Below are 21481 nucleotides of genomic sequence, written 5' to 3' on the forward strand. Positions count from 1 at the left end.
TTCAGCGTTGTCGCATCTCAGAACTCGCAGTGCACGTGGTCCGAGTGGCCCGCGTCGCCGGGGCCGAGCGTGAGCGTCGCGCCCATCTCGGCGCAGGCGTTCTGGATCGCCTGGTGGTCGGCGCCCTCGTAGACCCGCACGCCGTCGATCAGGTCGATGTCGACCGCGTCGCCGGTGTAGTGGCCGGAGCCCGTGGAGTGGTCCTCACCCGCGATGGAGGTGACCCGCAGCGTGTGGCCGTACTGCGTGTTGAGCTTCAGCAGCGCGTCGAGCATGGCCGGGTTCAGCGCGACCGAGGTCACTCCGGCGTCGCCCTCGGGGCTCGTCTTCGCGGGCTGGCCGTCGGCCGTGTCGCGGACGTTGGCGAGCGAGGTGGAGGCGGCGTCCGAGCCCAGCTCGTAGAGCTCGATCCCCGGGTTGTCGAGGATCGCCTGCGCGGTCGCGGCGGCGTCGCCCGACGGGGGAGGAGTCGTGCCGCCGGTCCCGGTGATCAGCGCCTTCCAGGTGGCCGGCCCGACGATGCCGTCGGCGGTCAGCCCGGCGCCACCCTGGAAGCTCTGCACCGCGGCGGTCGTCGCCGCGCCGAACGCGCCGTCGACCGCGACGGACGCGCCGTTCGCGTTCAGCTGCGTCTGCACCGCGCTGACCGCGTCCCCGGAGGCGCCGCTCTGCACGGTCACCGTCAGTGCACCCCAGGTGGCCGCGCCGATCACGCCGTCGGCCGCGAGGCCCGCGCCGGACTGGAAGGAGGTGACCGCCGACTGCGTGCCGACGCCGAACGCGCCGTCGACGGCGAGCGACTGGCCGGAGGAGCGCAGGAGGTACTGCGCGGTGGTCACGTCCTCGCCGGTCGCGCCGGAGGAGAGGACGGGCCAGTCGGCCGCCTGGGCGCTGGTCGCCGTGCCGACGCTGACGCCGAGGGCGAGCAGCAGGGCGGTGACGACCGCGAGGGCGCGGGCGCCGAGGCTCCGTGGCCGCCGGATCTCCGGGGCAGTGGTGGTGCCTGTCGTGCTGATCTCTGTCGTGCTGATCTCTGTCGTGCTCATGATCCTCATCCCTCGCTCTCGACGGCCTCGCGCGCCAGGGTCTCCCACTGCGCGTAGGCGTCCGGGTAGGCGGAGACCTGCACGGCCTGCGCCGCCTCGGTCACCGACATCGACTCCCAGCCGGCGATGTCCGTCAGCCCGGTGTTGCTGGTGGGGCTGTTCGCCGCCCCGTAGAACGCCCTCGAGGCGTAGACCGGGTCGACCAGATCGGCCGGGTCGCCCCAGCCCGCCGACGGGCGCTGCTGGAAGAGGCCGACCGAGTCGCGGTCGCCGCCGGAGAGGTTGCGCAGTCGCGACTCCTGCATGGCGGTCGCGATGGCGATCACCCAGCCGTACTCCGGCACGCCGGCGGTCTTGCCCTCGGCGATGATCGTGCGGACGTTCGCGAGCTGCTCCTCGCTGAGGGTCGCGAACGTCTCGCCCGGCTGGCCGGGGTCGGGCGTGGTACCCGAGCCGGCGCCGACGAGCGACTGCCAGGTCTGCGGTCCGACGACTCCGTCGACGGTGAGTCCGGCCGCCGACTGGACGCTCTTCACCGCGGCCAGGGTCGCGGCGCCGAACGCGCCGTCGACCGTGATGCTCGCGCCGACCTTGTTCAGCTGGACCTGGAGCGCACTGACCGCCTCACCGGAGTCCCCGGAGGACACCGTGGTGATCAGCGCCGCCCAGGTCTGCGCGCCGACGACGCCGTCGGCGGACAGGCCGCGCGCGCTCTGGAAGGAGGTCACCGCGGCGGCGGTGGCGGGCCCGAAGACGCCGTCGGCGTCGACGGAGGCACCGGCCGCGTTCAGCAGGTGCTGCACGGTGCGGGCGTTGGCGCTGTTCTCGCCCTCGGCGACGACGGGCCAGGCGGCGGCCGACGCGGCAGCGGCGCTGGTCGGCGCCTCGGCCGCGAAGACGGCGGGCGCCGTGGCGACCGACCCGAAGGCGAGGGCGCCGCAGGCGACCCCCGCGATCAGGAGGCGCCTCGGGCGCTGGACGACTGGAGTGGGACGGGTGGTTCTCATCGTTTCGTACACCTCTTCGTGGCCGCCGGGCGGCCTGATTCGTCGTCACGATCGGCGGAGTTCGCTTCTCCCTTGCCCGTCCTGCCTACTCCGGTCGCTGTCCCGGAACCGGGGACACGGAGGGGTCGCTCAGAGAGCGCCCACGCGATGCGGAGGAGACTCCGACTCGCGGGGGAGGTGCTCGCTCAGCGCCAGGAGGATCCCCCGCCCGACCGTGACGACGGCCCGCGCCGCGCGACACGCCCGGGTTGCACGGGCCCGGTGGCACTGCTAGCTTCGGCGGGCGCGCCACCGGAGTGCGCACCCCCGACGCCCGGAAGGAGCAGCCCGTGACCGCGTATCGATCGACCCGCGACGAGCTGCTCGTCGCCGACCGCCCCCGCGCCCTCGTCGGCGCGGTCGAGCTCGAACGCTCGAAGCGCGATCTCGCGAATCTCCAGCCCGGCGTCGTCCGGCTCCCCTAGGCATCCGCCGAGGGCTCCCGGACGACACCGTCTCGGGGCCCTCGTGCGTCGGCACTCCTCTGCAGGGGAGGGGCCTCGCGGTCGGCTCGCGGCATCCCGCCGCCCCGAGCGCGTCCCACCCCGATCCCGGCGACCGCCGGGCCTTCACGAGAGGAAGGACCATGCAGAGAATCACGGACCGACTCGTCTCCTGGGCGAGCATCCTGGACGACAACGCTCGGCAGCAGGCGCTCACCGCCTCGGAGATGCCGTTCATCCACCCCCACCTGGCGCTGATGCCCGACGCCCACCTCGGGCTCGGCGCGACGGTCGGCTCGGTCATCCCGACCCTCGGCGCGCTCATCCCGGCGGCCGTCGGCGTCGACATCGGCTGCGGCATGATCGCCGTGCGCACGCAGTTCTCCCGGAGCGACCTCGCCGGTCGCGACCTGGGCGAGCTGCGGCGCCAGATCGAGCGCGCCGTCCCGCTGTCCGCCGGCGCGGCGAACCGGAAGATCGTCGCGACCGCCGAGCCGCGGGTGGCCGAGCTGGAGGCGCTCGCCGCCGAGGCGGGCTTCGACCCGGCGCGGTCGGCGAAGCACTGGCGGCTGCAGGTCGGCTCGCTCGGCAGCGGCAACCACTTCATCGAGGTGAGCGTCGACGAGACCGACGCGGTCTGGCTGTTCCTGCACTCGGGCTCGCGGGGCGTGGGCAACCGGATCGCGACCGCGCACATCCGCGTCGCCCGGGAGTACTGCGAGCGGCACTGGATCGCGCTGCCCGACCGCGACCTCGCCTACCTGGTCGAGGGGACGGAGCAGTTCGACCGCTACGTCGCCGAGCTGCGCTGGGCGCAGCGGTTCGCCCTGCTCAACCGCGAGGAGATGATGGACCGGGTGATCCGGCAGCTCGCCGAGTGGAGCGGCGTCGCGGTGGAGGAGCGGGAGCGGATCAACTGCCACCACAACTTCACCGAGAAGGAGCGCCACTTCGGCCGCGACGTCTGGGTCAGCCGGAAGGGCGCGATCCAGGCCGACGCCGGCCGGCCGGGGCTCATCCCCGGCTCGATGGGGACGGCCTCCTACGTGGTGGTCGGGCGCGGTGACGCGATGTCGCTGAACTCGTCGCCGCACGGCGCCGGGCGCGAGTACTCGCGCTCCGCGGCGCGGAAGGCCTTCAGTCACGAGCAGCTGCGCGAGGCGATGGCCGGCATCGAGTACCGCGACACCGACGCCTTCCTCGACGAGATCCCGGCGGCCTACAAGCCGATCGACCGCGTGATGGCCGACGCGGCCGACCTGGTCGAGGTCCGGCACACCCTCCGCCAGCTCGTCAACGTGAAGGGCGACTGACCCCCTCCGCGAGATGCCACTTGTGCACGCGACACGCCGTGAGAAGCGCGCACAAGTGGCATCTCGCGGAGGCGTCAGCGCAGGGTCTTGCGGGAGGTGATCTGGCCGGTGTCGAAGCCGAGGAGGTGCAGGCCGCCGTGGAAGCGGGCGTGCTCGACCTTGAGGCAGCGGTCCATCACGACGGTGAGGCCCTTCGACTCGCCGTACTCGGCGGCCTCCTGGTTCCAGATGCCGAGCTGCACCCAGACCGTCGGGGCGCCGATGGCCACGACGTCGTCGATGACGGAGGGGATGTCGCTCGCCTTGCGGAAGACGTCGACGATGTCCGGCACGACGGGGAGGTCGGCGAGGCTCTTGTAGACGGGCTGCCCGAGGATCTCCTTCGCGTTCGGGTTCACGAAGTACAGCTCGTAGTCGCTCGACTGCTGGAGGTAGGTCGAGACGAAGTAGGAGGAGCGCGCCGGGTTGGGCGAGGCGCCGACGATCGCGACGGTCTTCGCCCGGCGGAGGATCTCGAGCCGCTTCTTCGCGTCCGGCCCGACCCAGGTGCGCTGCGACTTCAGCAGCTTCGCCAGGGGCGAGTTCGTCGGCACGGAGCAGCTGAGCCCGTTGGACAGGTGCGCGACGACGGTGTCGTCGGCCCCGGTGGTCGCGGTGGCGGTCGCGGTGGCGGTGTCGCTCATGGTCAGACCTCCACGGTCGGGGAGTCGATGGTCACCGAGACGTCGTCCGGCAGTTCGGTCGGTGCGTCCGGAGTGCCGTGCTTCTCGACCGCGCGGGTCAGCGCCTGGTCGAGGTCGTAGATGATGTCATCCGCGTCCTCGATGCCGACCGAGAGCCGGACCAGGCCCGGCAGCACGCCGGCGTGCAGCAGCTGCTCCTCGGTGAGCTGCGCGTGCGTCGTCGAGGCGGGGTGGATCACCAGGGTCTTCGCGTCGCCGATGTTGGCGAGGTGGCTGGCGAGGTCGACCGACTCGATGAAGGTCTGGCCGACGGCGCGGCCGCCCTTGACGACGAAGCTGAAGACCGAGCCGGGGCCCTTGGGCAGGTACTTCTGCGCGCGCGCGTGGTGCGGGTGCGCGGGGAGGCCGGCCCAGTAGACCTCCTCGATCCGCGGGTCGGCGTCGAGCCACTCCGCGACGCGGCGGGCGTTGTCGACGTGCGCCTGGATCCGGTACGGCAGCGTCTCGACGCCCTGCGCGAGCAGGAACGCCGAGTGCGGGGCGAGGACAGGGCCGATGTCGCGCAGCTGCTCAGCGCGGAGGCGCGTGAGGAAGCCGTACTCGCCGAAGTTGCCGTCCCAGGAGAGACCGCCGTACGAGGCGACCGCGTCGTGCAGCAGCGGGAACTTCTCGTGCGAGTAGTGGAAGCGACCCGACTCGACGACGACGCCGCCGAGGGTGGTGCCGTGCCCGCCGAGGAACTTGGTGGCCGAGTGGATGACGATGTCGGCGCCCCACTCGATCGGCCGGACGAGGTACGGCGTCGCGACGGTCGAGTCGATGATCAGCGGGATGCCGGCCGCGTGCGCGACGGCGGCGAGACCCTCGATGTCGGCGATCTCGCCGGAGGGGTTCGCGATGGTCTCGGCGTAGAGGACCTTCGTCTTGTCGGTGATCGCGGCCGCGTAGTCCGCCGGGTCGCTCGACTGCACGAACGTCGTCTCGACGCCGAAGCGCCGCAGCGTCACGTCGAGCTGGGTGATCGAGCCGCCGTAGAGGTTCGCGGAGGAGACCACGTGGTCGCCCGCGCCGACCAGCGCCGCGAAGGTGATGAACTGCGCCGACAGGCCGGAGGCGGTCGCGACGGCGCCGAGGCCGCCCTCGAGGCTCGCGACCCGCTCCTCGAACGAGGCCACGGTGGGGTTGGAGAGCCGGGAGTAGATGTTCCCGTACTTCTGCAGGGCGAACCGCGCCGCCGCATCGGAGGTGTCGTCGAAGACGAACGCGCTCGTCTGATAGATCGGCAGCGCTCGCGCGCCCGTCACCGGGTCGGGGATGTTGCCGGCGTGGATTGCCCGCGTCTTGAAGCCGTACTCGCGATCTGCCATGCGATCGACGCTAGCGGGAGCCGCCGACACCCACGCGCCGGGGGCGTCGCATCCCGTAACAGTCCCAGGGTCCGGCAGTGCCCTACAGCGTCGCGTGCACCGCCGCCAGCGCCATCGCCGCGATCGCGAACCAGGACGCGAGCGCGACGACCAGCGCCCGCCAGCCCGTCGTCAGCAGCGCCCGCAGCCGCACCCCGCTGCCGAGCGCGAAGAGCGCCGCCGCCAGCAGCCAGGTCTGCGCGGTGTCGGCGGCGACCAGCACGCCCTCCGGCAGCGGCAGGAGCGTCCGCAGCAGCACCGCCGCGAGGAAGCCGACCACGAACAGCGGCACGATCGCCGGCCGCGGCCCGCCCTCGGCGCCGCCGCGCCGCGTCACGGCCGCGGCCACCGCCACCATCGGCGCGAGCATCACCACGCGGGTCAGCTTCACGACCACCGCGATCGCGAGGGCCGACGCGCCCGCGACCTGCGCCGTCGCCACCACCTGCCCGACGTCGTGCACCGACGCGCCCACCCAGTGCCCGAACTCCACGTCGGTCAGACCGAGCGGGTACCGCAGCGCCGGCAGCACCGCGATCGCGAGCGTCCCGCAGAGGGTGACGAGCGCGACCGGGACGGCCTGCTCCTCCTCCTTCGCCCGGGTCGCCCCGGCCATCGCGCCGATCGCCGAGGCCCCGCAGATCGAGAAGCCCGCGGCGAGCAGCAGCGGCTCGCGCCCCGGCAGCCGCAGCGCCCGCCCGAGCCCGTAGGTCAGCGCGAAGGTCGCCAGCACGATCGCGACCACGATCAGGATCGCGCCCCAGCCCAGCGCGGCGATGTCGACGAGCGAGAGCTTCAGCCCCAGCAGCACGATGCCCGTGCGCATCAGCGTCCGCGAGGAGAACTTCAGACCCGGAGCCAGGCGGCCACCGAGCACCGGGCGCGCCGCCGGCAGCTGGGCGACGAGGATCCCGAGCGCCACCGCGGCCGTCAGCATCGGCACCGCGGGCACGGCGAGGTGCACCGCGAAGGCGAGCACCGCCGCGGCCGCGCAGGCCGCGAGGCCGGGACCGATCCGCCCGATCAGACCCACGAGGGCAGCCACATGTGAGCCTGCCAGAAGGCGAACGAGGTCTGCTGACCCGTCCAGAGCGGGTAGAAGTAGGCCGTCAGCGCAGCGGCGAGCACGACGAAGGCCAGCACGATCACGATCCCGCGCGTGCGCCGAGCGCGCTCGTCCCCGCGCTTCCCGATCACCACTCCCGCCGTCAGGGCCAGCGCGAGCATCATGTAGGGCTCGAAGACCACGCAGTAGAACTGGAAGACGGTGCGGTCCAGGTAGAGCAGCCAGGGCAGGTAGCCCGCGACGATCCCCATCAGCACGAAGCCGGCGCGCCACTCGCGGTAGCGCGCGAGGCGGTAGAGCAGGTAGAGCAGCGCGGCCACGCCGGCGTACCAGATCAGCGGATTCGCGACCGAGGTGATCGCCTCGTCGCAGCGCGCGGCCGTGCAGCCGTCGACCCCGGTGGCCTGGTCGACGAAGTACATGCTCGTCGGCCGCAGCATCAGCAGCCAGGTCAGCGGGTTGGCCTCGTAGGGGTGCGAGGCGCGCAGATTGATCGAGTAGTCGTACATCTGCACGTGGTAGTGCCAGAGGCTCTGCGCCCAGTCCGGCACCCAGGCGAGCGCGCCGGTCCAGGCGTTGCCCGGCGCCTCCGTCGCCCACTGCCGCGCCCAGCCGCCGGAGGTGCGCAGCCAGCCGAGCCAGGTGCCGAGGTAGGCGATCAGCGCGACCGGCACCACGAGGAGGAAGGTGACCGGCCCCTGCTTGAGGATCGCGCCGCTCAGCCAGAACGGCACGCCCGCGCGCCGGCGCAGCAGCGCATCGACGACGACGGCGTAGACGCCGTAGGCGGCGAGGAAGTAGATCCCCGTCCACTTCACGCCGGCCGCGAGCCCGAAGAGCAGCCCGGCGGTCAGCAGCCAGGGCCGCCACCAGAGCACGGGCCCCCAGCTCGGCAGCGTGCCGGCGGCGACCTTCGCGGCCATCCGCTCCTCCGCCCAGCGCCGGTCGAGCAGGACCGCGGCGACGCCGCAGAGGGCGACGAACATCAGGATGCCGTCGAGCAGCGAGACCCGCGACATCACGATCGCGTGCCCGTCCAGCGCGAGCAGCAGCCCGGCCAGCGAGGCGAGGAAGGTGGAGCGGAAGAGCAGCTTCCCGACGACGATGACGAGCGCGACCGCGAGGATCCCGACGATCGCCGTGGTGATCCGCCAGCCCGTGCTGTCGTCGGCGCCGAGCAGCCCCATCCCGAGCCCGATGATCCACTTGCCCAGCGGGGGGTGGACGACGAACGACGGCGCCCCGGTGAAGACGTCGACCGCGCCGGTGGCGAAGCCGGGGTCGGGGTTCTCCGGCCAGGCGCCCTCGAAGCCGAGGTTCCAGAGGGTCCAGGCGTCCTTGACGTAGAAGGTCTCGTCGAAGACGAGCGAGCGGGGGTGCCCCAGGTTCCAGAGCCGGAGCACGGCGGCGACGAGCACGACCAGGATCGGCAGCCCGAGCTCCCAGAGCCGGCGGCGCGCGGTGGTCGCGACCAGGCGGTCGTGCACGTCGTCGAACCAGGAGCCGCGCGGCACGTCGGGTGCGCTCTCGCGCACGCGCGCCGGGGCGTCGCCCTCGTCCGCGGGCTCGACCGGCACCGAGCGCGTCGCCCCCGCGGAGTCGAGGAGCAGGTCGTCGAAGTCGCGCTGCGGTCGGTCCGTCACCCGGCCATGCTAACGGCGCGCGGTTCCGCCGCCCGGCTCGGTTCGGCGGCGGGCGCGCGGCGACTGGGAGGATGGGCGGATGATCATCCTCGCGGGCACGCCCATCGGCAATCTCGGCGACGCGACCCGGCGGCTCGTCGAGGCGCTGGAGAGCACCCGGCACATCGCCGCGGAAGACACCCGGGTCACGATCCAGCTGCTCCGCGCCCTCGGCATCGAGAACCGGCCGCAGCTCTACGCGCTGCACGACCACAACGAGCGCGAGCGCTCCGCCGAGCTGGTCGAGCTCGCGCGCGAGGAGGACCTGCTCGTCCTGAGCGACGCCGGCATGCCGACCGTGTCCGATCCCGGCTACCACCTCGTCGAGACGGCCGTCGCCGCCGGTGTCCGGGTGACCGCCCTGCCCGGTCCGTCCGCGGTGCTGATGGCGCTCGCCGTCTCCGGTCTGCCGACCGACCGCTTCAGCTTCGAGGGCTTCCTGCCGCGCAAGCACGGCGAGCGGGTCTCGCTCTTCCGCTCGCTCGCCGACGAGCGCCGCACGATGGTCTTCTTCGAGTCGCCGCACCGCATCGGCGACTCCCTGGCCGATCTTGTCGAGGCGATGGGCCCCGAGCGGCGGGTCGTGGTCTGCCGCGAGCTGACCAAGATGTTCGAGGAGGTGCGCCGCGGCACCGCCGCCGAGCTCGCGGAGTGGGCGGCCGGCGGACTCCGCGGCGAGATCTGCCTCGTGGTCGAGGGGGCACCCGTCCGCGAGGCCTCGCTCGAGGACGGGCTCGCCGACGTGCTCGCGCGGGTCGCGGCCGGCGCGCGGCTCAAGGAGGCGTCGGCCGAGGTGGCGGAGATCACCGGGCTCTCCCGCCGGGCGCTCTACGAGGCCGCCCTCGCCTCCCGCCGCCCCTGACCGGCTCCGTCACACAGCCGGACGCCCGGGCGCCGAACCCTAGGATGGTCGGCATGTCCGCCGGCGCCTCCTTCTATCTCACGACCCCGATCTTCTACGTGAACGACGTCCCCCACATCGGGCACGCGTACACCGAGGTCGCCGCCGACGTCCTCACCCGCTGGCACCGCCAGGCGGGCGACGACACCTGGCTGCTGACCGGGACCGACGAGCACGGTCAGAAGATCCTCCGCACCGCCACCGCGAACGGCACGACGCCGCAGGAGTGGGCCGACCGGCTCGTGCAGAACTCGTGGAAGCCGCTGCTGTCGACGATCGACATCGCCAACGACGACTTCATCCGCACCACGGAGGAGCGCCACGAGGTCAACGTGCAGAAGTTCCTGCAGAAGCTCTACGACCAGGGCGCGATCTACACCGGCGAGTACGAGGGCTACTACTGCGTGGGCTGCGAGGAGTACAAGCAGCTCTCCGACCTCGACGAGGGCACCGGCGAGGACGAGGGCCAGTACGTCTGCAAGATCCACTCCAAGCCGGTGGAGTTGCTCAAGGAGAAGAACTACTTCTTCACGATGAGCGAGTACACCGAGCGACTGCTCGCCCTCTACGAGGAGCGCCCCGACTTCGTCCAGCCCGAGTCGGCGCGCAACGAGGTCGTCAGCTTCGTCCGCCAGGGCCTCGCCGACCTGTCGATCTCGCGCTCGAGCTTCGACTGGGGCGTGAAGGTGCCGTGGGACGACTCGCACGTCGTCTACGTCTGGTTCGACGCGCTGCTCAACTACATCACCGCGGTCGGCTACGGCCAGGACGAGGCGGAGTTCGAGCGCCGCTGGCCCGCGACCCACATCGTCGGCAAGGACATCCTGCGCTTCCACGCGGTGATCTGGCCCGCGATGCTGATGGCCGCCGGGCTCGACGTGCCCAAGCAGGTCTTCGGCCACGGCTGGCTGCTCGTCGGCGGCGAGAAGATGTCGAAGTCGAAGCTCACCGGCATCGCGCCGGAGCAGATCACCGACACCTTCGGCTCCGACGCGTTCCGCTACTACTTCATGAGGGCGATCACCTTCGGCCAGGACGGCTCGTTCTCCTGGGAGGACCTCGCGGCGCGCTACCAGGCCGAGCTGGCCAACGGCTTCGGCAACCTCGCCTCGCGGGTCATCGCGATGCTGCACCGCTACTACGACGGCGTCGTGCCCGAGCCCTCGGCCCTGACCGAGGCGGAGGAGCGCGTGCAGGCGACGGTCGCGGAGGCGGCGGCCGCGGCCGACCGCTCGATCGAGACCCTCGCGATCCACGACGCCGTCACCGCGGTCTGGACGATCGTCGACGAGCTCAACGGCTACATCACCGAGCAGGAGCCGTGGGCCCTGGCCAAAAGGGACGAGCGCGAGCGCCTCGGCACCGTGCTCTACACGGCATCGGAGGGGCTGCGCGCCCTGGCCGTGCTGCTCTCGCCGGTCGTGCCCCGCGCGAGCACCGCGCTCTGGGAGGCGCTCGGCGCGGAGGGCGCGCTCGGCGCCCTCACGGCGCAGCGGCTCCGCGCGGCGGGGGAGTGGGGTCAGCTTGCGGTCGGCACCACCGTCGGCACCCTCGCGCCGCTCTTCCCGCGCATCGAGGTCCCGGAGTCCTGAGTCGCCCTGGCGGCTGATCGCGGAGCCCGCTCCGCGGGCGCCGTCATGGTGATCGAGTAGCCCGCTGTGCGGGCGTATCGAGATCCACCGTCTGCAGACGCGGGGTCTCGATACGCCGCCTGCGGCGGCTACTCGACCAGCATGGGTGCTGCGGCCGTTCGTGGTGATCGAGTAGCCCGCTCCGCGGGCGTATCGAGATCCCGCGTCGGGCCTCCCCGCTAGCCTGGACGCATGACCGACAGCCAGCACGTCCGCGCCCGCGAGAACACGTCCGGTCGCGACCTGACGTACCCGCCGCTGCCCGAGGCGCTCGTCGTCCCCGTCTACGACAACCACACCCACCTCGAGATCTCCGACGGTCTCGAGCCCCTGGACTACCGCGAGCAGCTCGATCGCGCCTCCACCGTCGGCGTCCGCGGCGTCGTCCAGGTCGGCACCGATGTCGAGACCAGCCGCTGGTCGGCTGAGCGCGCCGCCTCCGAGCCGCGGATGCTCGCCGCCGTCGCGATCCACCCCAATGAGGCGCCCGCGCTCGAGGAGCGCGGCGAGCTCGACGACGCCCTCGCCGTGATCGCCGAGCTGGCGACGCAGCCGCGCGTCCGCGCCGTCGGCGAGACCGGCCTCGACTTCTACCGCACCGGCGAGAGCGGCCGCGCCGCCCAGTTCCGCTCGTTCGAGGAGCACATCCGCATCGCGAAGGAGACCGGGACCGCGCTGCAGATCCACGACCGCGACGCGCACCGCGAGGTCATGGCGACCCTCCGCCGGGTCGGCGCCCCCGAGCGGACCGTCTTCCACTGCTTCTCCGGCGACGCCGAGATGGCGCGGATGTGCACGGACGAGGGCTGGTACCTCTCCTTCGCCGGCACCGTCTCGTTCAAGAACGCCGAGTCGCTGCGCGAGGCGCTCGTCGCGACCCCGCGGCACCTGATCCTCGTCGAGACCGACGCGCCCTACCTGACCCCGGAGCCGTTCCGCGGCCGCCCGAACGCGCCCTACCTGATCCCGCACACCCTGCGCGCGATGGCCGCGACCCTCGAGACCGACGTCGGCCACCTGGCCGCCACGATCGCCTCCAACACCGAGCAGGTCTACGGCGAGTGGGGCGGCGAGGTCGGCTCGGAGCCGACGGAGCCCGTCGGGCAGCTGGCATGACCGGTCGGCACGCGGCGGAGGCGGCGTCCGACGAGGTCGCCGTCCCGCGACTGCTCGGCCCGGCCGAGATCCGCGATCTCGCCCAGCTGCTCGACGTCACCCCGACCAAGAAGCTCGGCCAGAACTTCGTCCACGACGCCAACACCGTCCGCCGCATCGTCAAGCTCGCCCGCGTGCAGTCCGGCGAGAGCGTCGTCGAGATCGGCCCGGGTCTCGGCTCGCTGACCCTCGGCCTGCTCGAGGCCGGCGCCGGCGTGGTCGCCGTCGAGATCGACGGCCGGCTCGCGGAGCAGCTGCCGCGCACGGTCGCGCTGATGGCGCCCGCGGCCGAGCTCACCGTGCTGCGCGCCGACGCGATGAAGGTGCTCGAGCTGCCGGGCGAGCCGGTCCGGCTCGTCGCGAACCTCCCGTACAACATCTCGGTGCCGGTGCTGCTGCACTTCCTCGAGCACTTCCCGAGCATCCGCTCCGGCGTGGTGATGGTGCAGTCCGAGGTCGGCCTCCGCCTCGCGGCCGGGCCGGGCTCGAAGGTCTACGGCGGCCCGAGCGTGAAGGCGGCCTGGTTCGGCTCGTTCACGACCGGCGGCACGGTCTCCCGGCAGATCTTCTGGCCGGTGCCCAACGTCGACAGCGTGCTGGTCTCGTTCGAGCGCGGCGAGGAGCCGGGCGACGAGTCGCTGCGCCGCGCGGTCTTCGCGGTCGTCGACGCGGCCTTCGCGCAGCGGCGGAAGATGCTCCGCCAGTCGCTCGCCGCCCTCTTCGGCGACAGCACCGCCGCGATCGCCGCGCTGGAGTCGGCCGGAGTGCCGCAGACGGCCCGCGGCGAGGAGCTCGGCGTGGCGGAGTTCACGGCGCTCGGTCGCGTGCTCGACCCGGCGCTCGTGCCCGTTCGCGGCGGCGGCGCGCGGGTCGCGGCGGACGACGAGGGCGTGGACGACAGCAGCGGCGGGGCCGCGGACGACAGTGCGGACGACGGCGTCGCACGTCCCTCCGTCGGGGGTCACCTCGGCGGGGACGAGCACGGCGCCACCACCCTGTAGCGTGGAAGCATGGCCCAGCGCGCGACGTCGAATCGGGTCCATGCGCGAGCACCGGGCAAGATCAACGTCTACCTGAAGGTCGGCGCCGTCCGTGAGGACGGCTACCACGAGCTCGCCACCGCCTTCCAGTCGCTGTCGCTCTACGAGGACGTGCGCGCGAGCGACGCCCCCGACTTCTCGGTCGAGTTCTCCGGCTCGATCGACACCCGCGGCCTGGCCGTCGACGGCTCGAACCTCGCGATCAAGGCCGCGCGCGCGCTCGCCAGGGCCACCGGCTACCGCGGCGGCGTGCACCTCGAGATCGAGAAGAACGTGCCGATCGCGGGCGGGATGGGCGGCGGCTCCGCCGACGCGGCCGCGACCCTGCTCGCCTGCGACGCGCTCTGGGGCACGGCCTGCACGCGGGAGCAGCTGCTCGGCATCGCCGCGAGTCTCGGAGCGGACGTGCCGTTCTCCTTCACCGGCGGCACCGCGATCGGCGTCGGCCGCGGCGACGAGCTGAGCCCTGCGCTCGCGAAGGGCCGGTTCGAGTGGGTGCTCGTGCTCGCCGAGCAGGGCCTCTCCACTCCGGAGGTCTACCGCGAGCTCGACCGGCACCGCGAGCGTCATCTGCACGACTTCCGCCCCATCTCGGCCACGCCGAGCATCGACCCGAACGTGCTGCAGGCCCTGCGCGCGGGCGACGCCGCGATGCTCGCCGACGCCATGCACAACGACCTGCAGGCGCCGGCCCTGCACCTGCAGCCCGGTCTGGCGCGGATCCTCGAGCGCGGCGAGGAGAGCGGCGCCCTCGGCGGCCTCGTCTCCGGCTCCGGCCCGACGGTCGCGTTCCTGCTCCCCGACGCCGACGCCGCGCTCGACCTGCAGCTCGAGCTGACGGCCGCCCGGATGCGCGCGGTCCGCGTCACCGGCCCGGTGCACGGCGCCCGCCTCCTCTCCAGCTGAGCCCGCGGCACGCGACGCCGGGCGCCGATCCGCCGCTGCACGTCCGGGCGGAAGATGCTGGTCGAGCAGCCGCGGAGCGGCGTATCGAGACCCGCCCTGCTGGACACGGTGGATCTCGATACGCCCTCTGCGAGGGCTACTCGATCAGCACGGGGCGACCCGCGACACCCGCAGAGAACGCTCGATCTCGTGGCCTAGAGTTCCGCACATGCCCCCCAGACGAGTAGCACTCTTCGCCCTGCTGGCCGGGATCGTCTCGGCCGCGGTCACGCTCGCCGCCGCCGAGCTGGTCGCGGTCTTCACCGGTGCCGGCGGCAGCCCGCTCGTCGCGGTCGGCGGCTTCGTGATCGACATCGTCCCGCCCGGCGTGAAGGACACGGTCATCGCCCTGTTCGGCACCGGCGACAAGCTCGTCCTCCTCGTCTCGCTCGGCCTCGCCGTCGCCCTGCTCGCGATGGCCGCCGGTCTGCTCGAGTACCGCAAGCCCCCGCTCGGCGTCCTGCTGCTCGCCGCCGTCGCCGGTCTCGGCGCCCTCGCGGCCGTCAGCCGGGAGGGTGCCTCCGGCATCGACGCCGCGCCGAGCGTCGTCGGCATGGTCGCCGGAGCGATGGTGCTGCGGGCCGCCGCCGCGCGCCTGCGCTCCTGGGACGAAGCACCCGCGCAGGGCTCGACCGACCGCCGCTCCTTCCTCCGCCTCGTCGGCGTGGCCGGCGCCGCGGCGGTCGTCGCCGGCGTGGGCGCCCGGATCGTCACGGCCGCCGCCTCCGCCGTCACCGCGGTGCGCGAGGCCGTGGTGCTGCCGACCCCCGCCGCCACCGCCGCGCCGATCCCCGCGACCGGCGTGCTCGACGACATCGAGGGCATCAGCTCCTACGTCACCTCGAACGACGACTTCTACCGGATCGACACCGCGCTCTCCGTGCCCAGCGTCGACCCGGCGGACTGGTCCCTGAAGATCACCGGCATGGTCGAGGAGGAGGTCACGATCACCTGGGACGAGCTCCTCGCCCTCCCGCTCGAGGAGCACCTCGTCACCCTCTCCTGCGTCTCGAACGAGGTCGGCGGCGACCTGATCGGCACGGCGCTCTGGCTCGGCTACCCGATCCGCGAGCTGCTCGCCCGCGCCCGCCCGACCGCCGGCGCCGACATGGTGCTCTCCCGCAGCATCGACGGCTTCACGGCGTCGAGCCCGCTCGAGGTGCTGACCGACGAGGGCCGCGCGAGCCTCCTGGCCGTCGGCATGAACGGGCAGCCGCTGCCGGTCGAGCACGGCTTCCCTGTGCGGATGGTCGTCCCCGGCCTCTACGGCTACGTCTCGGCGACCAAGTGGGTCACCGAGCTCAAGGTCACCACGTTCGAGGACGACGTCGCCTACTGGTCGACTCGCGGCTGGACCGAGCGCGGCCCGATCAAGGTGGAGTCGCGGATCGACGTCCCGCGCCAGGGGCAGGCCGTCCCGGCCGGCACCGTCGCCGTCGCGGGCGTCGCCTGGGCGCCGCACACCGGCATCTCGAAGGTCGAGGTGCAGATCGACGGCGGCGCCTGGCAGCCCGCGCGCCTGGCCGAGGCCGTCACCGCGGACACCTGGATCCAGTGGGTCTACGAGTGGGACGCGCTCGCCGGCGACCACGTCGTCCTCGTCCGCGCCACCGACTCCGAGGGCCTCGTGCAGACCCAGGACGAGGCGCCGCCCGCGCCCGACGGAGCGACCGGCTGGCACATGCGCACCGTGACGGTCGCCTGATCGCACGGCCGCCCGTGGGGATCCGCCGCGGCCGCCCCCGGTAAACTCGGCCCCTATGGCACATCTCCTGGGCGCTGAGTCGCTCCGCCTCGAGTACCCCACGCGGGTCGTCTTCGACGACGTCTCCCTCGGCATCGAGGAGGGCGATCGGATCGGCATCGTCGGCCGCAACGGCGACGGCAAGTCCACGCTCCTCCGCCTCCTCGCCCAGCGCATCGAGCCCGACGGCGGCCGGGTCACCCACCGTCGCGGCGTCACGCTCGGCATGCTCGACCAGGCCGACACCGTCGACGAGGACCTCACGGTCGCCCAGGCCGTCGTCGGCGGCCTGGAGGAGCACGAGTGGGCGGGCGACGCGCGCACCCGCGACGTCATCGCCGGGCTGCTGCGCGACGTCCCCTGGGACGGCGTCGTCGGCTCGCTCTCCGGCGGCCAGCGCCGCCGCGTCGCGCTCGCCAAGCTGCTCGTCGGCGATTGGGACGTCGTCTTCCTCGACGAGCCCACCAACCACCTCGACGTCGAGGGCATCGCCTGGCTCGCCGAGCACCTCAAGCGCCGCTGGGCCACCAGCTCCGGCGGCCTCGCGGTCGTCACCCACGACCGGTGGTTCCTCGACGAGATCTGCACCGCCACCTGGGAGGTGCACGACCGCCTGGTCGAGCCCTTCGAGGGCGGCTACGCGGCGTACATCCTGCAGCGCGTCGAGCGCGACCGGATGGCCTCGACCATGGAGTCGAAGCGGCAGAACCTGATGAAGAAGGAGCTGGCCTGGCTCCGCCGCGGCGCCCCGGCCCGCACCGCGAAGCCCAAGTTCCGGATCGACGCGGCGAACCAGCTGATCGAGAACGAGCCGCCCGTGCGCGACTCCGTCTCCCTGTCGCAGCTCGCCGTCTCGCGGCTCGGCAAGGACGTCGTCGACCTGCTCGACGTCACCGTCCGCTACGGCGAGCGGACCGTGCTCAACCGGATCGAGTGGCGGATCGCCCCGGGCGAGCGCACCGGCGTCCTCGGCGTGAACGGCGCCGGCAAGTCGACGCTCCTCGGCCTCGTCGCCGGCAGCGTCCAGCCGACGAGCGGCAAGGTCAAGCGCGGCACCACCGTCCGCGTCGCGATCCTCGACCAGCAGCTGCGCGAGCTGACCGAGGTGCAGCACCAGCCAGTGCGCGAGATCATCGCCGAGCAGCGCACCAGCTACTCGATCGGCGGCAAGGAGATGACGCCCGGGCAGCTGCTCGAGCGTCTCGGCTTCTCCAGCGCGCAGCTGTCGACGCCGGTGAAGGACCTCTCCGGCGGGCAGCGCCGCCGGCTGCAGCTGCTGCTGATCCTGCTCAGCGAGCCGAACGTGCTCATCCTCGACGAGCCCACCAACGACCTCGACACCGACATGCTCGCCGCGATCGAGGACCTCCTCGACTCCTGGCCGGGCACGCTGCTCGTCGTGTCGCACGACCGCTACCTGCTCGAGAGGGTCACCGACCAGCAGTACGCCGTGATGGACGGCGCCTTCCGCCACCTGCCCGGCGGCGTGGAGCAGTACCTCGACCTGCGCCGCGCGCTGGAGAAGGGCGCTCCGGCGGGCGGCTCGGCCGGCGCTCCTGCGGCGGCGCCCTCGGGGCTCGCCGGCGCCGAGCGGCGCACCGCCGAGAAGGAGGTGTCGGCGATCGACCGGCGCCTGCACAAGCTCACCCAGCTCTCCGCCGCGGTGCACGAGAAGATGGCGACGCACGACCCGGACGACTACGACGGCATACTCGGCCTGAACACGAAGCTGCGCGAGCACCAGGACGAGGCGGCCGACCTCGAGCTGCGCTGGCTGGAGCTGTCGGAGCTGCTCGAGGGCTGAGCGCGGCGCAGAACATCAGCTGAGAAGGGGGTGCGTCCGCTGTGGGGCGAGCGACCCCCGTCTCAGCTGACGTTGTGCAGCGGACGTCAGCCGAAGTCGAGCGAGAGCTTGCGCAGCAGCTGCGCCAGCCGCTCCTGCTGCGCGTGCGTGAGCGCCCCGAGCAGCTCCTGCTCGGCGTCGACCAGGCGGGTGATCGCCGCGTCGACGCGGGAGAGGCCCGACGGGGTCATCTGCACCAGCACGCCGCGGCCGTCGTTCGGATCGTCGAGACGCTCGACCAGGTCGCGCTCGACCAGGCGGTCGATCCGGTTGGTCATCGTGCCGCTGGTGACCATGGTCGCCTGCAGCAGCTGCTTCGGGCTCAGCCGGTAGGGGGTCCCGGCACGGCGCAGCGCGGAGAGCACGTCGAACTCCCACGTCTCCAGCTCCGAGCGCCCGAAGGCGCTGCCGCGCGCGCGCTCGAGCTGCTTGGCGAGCCGGCGCATCCGGGAGAAGACCTGCAGGGGAGTGAAGTCGAGGTCGGGCCGCTCGCGCACCCAGGCGTCGACGATGCCGTCGACCTCGTCATTCGCGCTCACCCGTCCATTCTGGCGGGTGGACGGCTCCGGAGTCGCCGGGAGCGGGGCGGGGACGCCGCGACGACGGCGGCGGGCGCGCGCGGATGGCAGGATGGACGGCGCGCGCGAGCGCGGTCCGCCATGGTGTAACGGCAGCACGGCAGCCTTTGGAGCTGTCCGGTCCAGGTTCGAATCCTGGTGGCGGAGCTCGAGCACCGAGAACCGGTGCCGGACGAAGGAGCACGCGCACCATGGTCGACAGCACGCTCGCGGTGGTGATCCTGGCCGCCGGTCAGGGCACCCGGATGAAGTCCCGCACCCCCAAGGTCCTGCACCGCCTCGCCGGGCGCCCGCTGCTCGGCCACGTCCTCGACACGGCCGCGTCGCTCGACGCGGGCCACGTCGTCACCGTGGTGCGGCACGAGCGCGAGCTCGTGGCCGCCGCCGTCCTCGACCACTCGCCCGCCGCCCTCGTCGTCGACCAGGACGAGGTGCCCGGCACCGGCCGCGCCGTCGAGCTCGGCCTCGCCGCGCTGCCCGACGACTTCGCCGGGACCGTCGTGGTGCTCAGCGCCGACGTCCCGCTCCTGGACGCGCCGACCCTGCGCCGCCTCGTCGACGAGCACCTCGCCGCGGCGAACGCGCTGACGATGCTCTCCTGCGTGCTCGAGGATCCGACCGGCTTCGGCCGGATCGTGCGCGGCGCCGACGGCGGCTTCGCCTCGATCGTGGAGCAGAAGGACGCGAGCGACGACGAGCTCGCGCTCACCGAGACCAACGCGGGCGTCTACGCCTTCGACGCCGCCGCCCTCCGCGCGGTGATCGGCGCGATCGGCGTCGAGAACGCCCAGCGCGAGAAGTACCTCACCGACGCCGCCGCGGCGCTCAAGGCCGTCGGCCGCGCCATCGAGGCCGTCCCCGTGCAGGACCGCTGGCTCGTCGCCGGCATCAACGACCGCGCCCAGCTCGCCGACGCCGCCCTCGAGCTCAACGCCCGCATCGTCCGCCGCTGGCAGCTCGCCGGCGTCACCGTGCAGGACCCGGCGACCACCTGGATCGACGTCGACGCGGTGCTCTCGCCCGACGTCGAGATCCTCCCCGGCACGCAGATCAAGGGGCCGACGGTCATCGCCTCCGGGGCGATCATCGGGCCGGACACGACGCTCGACTCCTGCGAGGTCGGCGAGGACGCGGTGATCAAGCGCTCGGACGCGACGCTCGCGGTGATCGGCGCGCAGGCGCAGGTCGGCCCGTTCTCGTTCCTCCGCCCCGGCACGGTGCTCGGCGAGCGCGGCAAGATCGGCACGTACGTCGAGACCAAGAACGCCACCATCGGCGCCGGCTCGAAGGTGCCGCACCTCTCCTACGTGGGCGATGCCACCATCGGCGAGGAGTCGAACATCGGCGCCGGCTCGATCTTCGCCAACTACGACGGGGTCAACAAGGCGTCCTCCGTCGTGGGGTCGCACGTGCGCGCCGGGTCGCACAACGTGTTCGTCGCCCCCGTTAGAATCGGGGACGGAGCGTACACGGGCGCCGGCACGGTCATCCGCAAGGACATCCCCGCCGGAGCCCTCGGGATCACCGTCGCTCCGCAGCGCAACATGGCCGGATGGGTGCAGACCCATCGTCCGGGAACCGCGTCGGCCACCGCCGCCGAGGCCGCCCGGGCGTCGGAGCCCGAGGGCGACGACCGCGCGACCGGAGGAAGCGGAGCACAGTGACGGGCATCACCGCCAGCAACAAGAAGAGCCTGGTCCTCGTCTCGGGGAGGGCGCATCCGGCACTGGCGGAGGCGGTCGCCGAAGAGCTGGGCACCGAGCTGGTCACCACCGAGGGGCGCACCTTCGCGAACGGCGAGCTCTACGTCCGCTACGGCGAGTCGGTGCGCGGCGGCGACGTCTTCGTCCTGCAGTCGCACACCTCGCCGATCAACGAGTGGCTCATGGAGCAGCTGATCATGGTCGACGCGCTGAAGCGCGCCTCGGCCAAGCGGATCACCGTCGTCGCGCCGTTCTACCCCTACGCGCGGCAGGACAAGAAGGGCCGCGGCCGCGAGCCGATCTCGGCCCGCCTCGTCGCCGACCTGTTCAAGGCCGCGGGAGCCGACCGCATCATGTCGGTCGACCTGCACGCCGCGCAGATCCAGGGCTTCTTCGACGGCCCCGTCGACCACCTCTTCGCGATGCCGGTGCTGCTCGAGCACTTCCGCGAGAAGCTCGACCCCTCGACGCTCACCGTCGTCTCGCCGGACATGGGGCGCGTCCGCGTCGCCGACATCTGGAGCGACAAGCTCGGCGTCCCGCTCGCGATCATCCACAAGCGCCGCGACCCGAAGGTCGCCAACCAGGTCTCCGTGCACGAGATCGTCGGAGAGGTCAGCGGCCGCGTCTGCCTCCTCGTCGACGACCTCATCGACACCGGCCGCACCATCGCGAAGGCCGCCGAGGCGCTCAAGGCCGCCGGAGCGATCGGCGTCGTCGTCGCCGCGACCCACGCCGTCTTCTCCGACCCGGCCCGCGAGCTGCTCAGCTCCGAGTTCATCGACTCCGTCGTCGTCACCGACACGCTGCCGCTGCCCGAGGAGAAGAAGTGGGACCGCCTGACGATCCTGCCGATCGCCCCGCTCCTCGCCCGCGCGATCCACGAGGTCTTCGACGACGGCTCTGTCACGTCGATGTTCGACGGCGACGCGTAGGGCACCGTCCGACGCGCGATCTCGAGACGCCCGCTGCCCGGGCTGCTCGCCCCCCCGCTGGTCGAGGAGCCGCGGAGCGGCGTATCGAGACCCGCTGTCGCCGATGCGTCCGGTGAGCGTGGATCTCGATACGCCCGCTGCGCGGGCTACTCGATCAGCAGGTGTGGAGCCCCCGCCCCACTGGTCGACTCGATCAGCCGGCGCAGAGCCCCGCCTAGCTGGTCGACTCGATCAGCAAGTGCTGAGCCCCCCTGCTTGCTGGTCGAGTAGCCGCGCAGCGGCGTATCGAGACCCGGCCCGCTCAGCAGTCCTGCCGCCGGG

At 72.6% G+C, this 21481-nt stretch carries 17 protein-coding genes, 1 tRNA gene and 1 pseudogene; 12 read left to right on the forward strand and 7 right to left on the reverse strand.

Going from position 1 to position 21481, the window contains the following annotated elements; genetic code table 11:
* Positions 1–17 precede the first annotated feature (17 nt).
* Both GSU72_RS05445 and GSU72_RS05450 read right to left on the reverse strand, forming a co-directional pair.
* Positions 18–1046, reverse strand: a complete 1029-nt coding sequence (locus tag GSU72_RS05445) for a peptidoglycan-binding protein (RefSeq protein ID WP_159984139.1) — start codon at positions 1044–1046, stop codon at positions 18–20.
* Positions 1047–1051: 5 nt separating this feature from the next.
* Positions 1052–2053 carry a peptidoglycan-binding protein gene (locus GSU72_RS05450; protein WP_159984140.1) on the reverse strand — a complete coding sequence of 334 codons (1002 nt, stop codon included), beginning with the start codon at positions 2051–2053 and terminating at the stop codon, positions 1052–1054.
* Positions 2054–2382: 329 nt separating this feature from the next.
* Here GSU72_RS05450 and GSU72_RS21810 point away from each other — a divergent pair, with 329 nt between their 5' ends.
* Together GSU72_RS21810 and GSU72_RS05455 are read left to right on the forward strand one after the other, a co-directional pair.
* Positions 2383–2517: a hypothetical protein gene (locus GSU72_RS21810; RefSeq protein ID WP_279631728.1), complete on the forward strand. Its 135-nt coding sequence runs from the start codon at positions 2383–2385 to the stop codon at positions 2515–2517.
* 161 nt (positions 2518–2678) lie between these two features.
* Positions 2679–3848 carry an RtcB family protein gene (locus GSU72_RS05455; RefSeq protein WP_159984141.1) on the forward strand — a complete coding sequence of 390 codons (1170 nt, stop codon included), beginning with the start codon at positions 2679–2681 and terminating at the stop codon, positions 3846–3848.
* Between the two features lie 74 nt (positions 3849–3922).
* Here GSU72_RS05455 and GSU72_RS05460 read toward each other — a convergent pair whose 3' ends face one another.
* The 4 genes from GSU72_RS05460 to GSU72_RS05475 form a co-directional block, all read right to left on the reverse strand.
* Positions 3923–4531, reverse strand: coding sequence for a CoA-binding protein (locus GSU72_RS05460; RefSeq protein ID WP_159984142.1), 609 nt, complete (start codon positions 4529–4531; stop codon positions 3923–3925).
* Between the two features lie 2 nt (positions 4532–4533).
* The gene (locus tag GSU72_RS05465; protein ID WP_159984143.1) at positions 4534–5898 is read right to left on the reverse strand and encodes an O-acetylhomoserine aminocarboxypropyltransferase/cysteine synthase family protein; all 1365 of its coding nucleotides are present in this window, start codon (positions 5896–5898) and stop codon (positions 4534–4536) included.
* A gap of 82 nt (positions 5899–5980) precedes the next feature.
* Positions 5981–6982, reverse strand: a complete 1002-nt coding sequence (locus GSU72_RS05470; RefSeq protein ID WP_159984144.1) for a putative sulfate exporter family transporter — start codon at positions 6980–6982, stop codon at positions 5981–5983.
* Entirely contained in the window at positions 6961–8646 is a 1686-nt protein-coding gene (locus GSU72_RS05475) for a phospholipid carrier-dependent glycosyltransferase (protein WP_244255988.1), read from the reverse strand. Before GSU72_RS05475 ends, GSU72_RS05470 begins: the two co-directional genes overlap by 22 nt.
* Positions 8647–8725: 79 nt before the next feature.
* On the opposite strand from GSU72_RS05475, the gene rsmI reads away from it, so the two are divergent.
* The 7 genes and pseudogenes from rsmI to GSU72_RS05510 all read left to right on the forward strand — a co-directional run bounded on the left by rsmI (position 8726) and on the right by GSU72_RS05510 (position 17905).
* Positions 8726–9547: a 16S rRNA (cytidine(1402)-2'-O)-methyltransferase gene (gene rsmI, locus GSU72_RS05480; protein ID WP_159984145.1), complete on the forward strand. Its 822-nt coding sequence runs from the start codon at positions 8726–8728 to the stop codon at positions 9545–9547.
* A 53-nt stretch (positions 9548–9600) separates the two neighbouring features.
* The gene (metG, locus tag GSU72_RS05485) at positions 9601–11178 is read left to right on the forward strand and encodes a methionine--tRNA ligase (protein WP_159984146.1); all 1578 of its coding nucleotides are present in this window, start codon (positions 9601–9603) and stop codon (positions 11176–11178) included.
* Positions 11179–11409: 231 nt separating this feature from the next.
* Positions 11410–12333, forward strand: coding sequence for a TatD family hydrolase (locus tag GSU72_RS05490; RefSeq protein ID WP_159984147.1), 924 nt, complete (start codon positions 11410–11412; stop codon positions 12331–12333).
* A pseudogene (gene rsmA / locus GSU72_RS05495) lies at positions 12330–13181 on the forward strand (16S rRNA (adenine(1518)-N(6)/adenine(1519)-N(6))-dimethyltransferase RsmA); the annotation flags it as partial. The gene GSU72_RS05490 and the pseudogene rsmA, both read left to right, overlap by 4 nt.
* 201 nt (positions 13182–13382) lie before the next feature.
* Positions 13383–14318 carry a 4-(cytidine 5'-diphospho)-2-C-methyl-D-erythritol kinase gene (locus GSU72_RS05500; RefSeq protein ID WP_159984149.1) on the forward strand — a complete coding sequence of 312 codons (936 nt, stop codon included), beginning with the start codon at positions 13383–13385 and terminating at the stop codon, positions 14316–14318.
* Between the two features lie 208 nt (positions 14319–14526).
* The gene (locus GSU72_RS05505; protein WP_159984150.1) at positions 14527–16062 is read left to right on the forward strand and encodes a molybdopterin-dependent oxidoreductase; all 1536 of its coding nucleotides are present in this window, start codon (positions 14527–14529) and stop codon (positions 16060–16062) included.
* Between the two features lie 55 nt (positions 16063–16117).
* On the forward strand, positions 16118–17905 hold the full coding sequence (locus tag GSU72_RS05510; protein ID WP_159984151.1) for an ABC-F family ATP-binding cassette domain-containing protein: 1788 nt from the start codon (positions 16118–16120) through the stop codon (positions 17903–17905).
* 86 nt (positions 17906–17991) lie between these two features.
* On the opposite strand, the gene GSU72_RS05515 is transcribed toward GSU72_RS05510, so the two are convergent.
* A complete protein-coding gene (locus tag GSU72_RS05515; RefSeq protein ID WP_159984152.1) occupies positions 17992–18483 on the reverse strand; it encodes a MarR family transcriptional regulator in 492 nt (163 codons plus the stop codon).
* Positions 18484–18597: 114 nt separating this feature from the next.
* On the opposite strand from GSU72_RS05515, the gene GSU72_RS05520 reads away from it, so the two are divergent.
* The 3 genes from GSU72_RS05520 (at position 18598) to GSU72_RS05530 (ending at position 21160) form a co-directional block, all read left to right on the forward strand.
* Positions 18598–18669 (forward strand) — tRNA-Gln (locus tag GSU72_RS05520).
* Positions 18670–18713: 44 nt separating this feature from the next.
* Complete coding sequence (gene glmU, locus GSU72_RS05525) at positions 18714–20186, forward strand: bifunctional UDP-N-acetylglucosamine diphosphorylase/glucosamine-1-phosphate N-acetyltransferase GlmU (protein ID WP_159984153.1); 1473 nt, start codon at positions 18714–18716, stop codon at positions 20184–20186.
* The gene (locus tag GSU72_RS05530) at positions 20183–21160 is read left to right on the forward strand and encodes a ribose-phosphate diphosphokinase (protein ID WP_159984154.1); all 978 of its coding nucleotides are present in this window, start codon (positions 20183–20185) and stop codon (positions 21158–21160) included. The genes glmU and GSU72_RS05530 overlap by 4 nt, the downstream gene beginning before the upstream one ends.
* The last annotated feature ends 321 nt before the right edge of the window (positions 21161–21481 follow it).

Source organism: Rathayibacter sp. VKM Ac-2760, from assembly GCF_009834185.1.
Lineage (GTDB): Bacteria > Actinomycetota > Actinomycetes > Actinomycetales > Microbacteriaceae > Rathayibacter.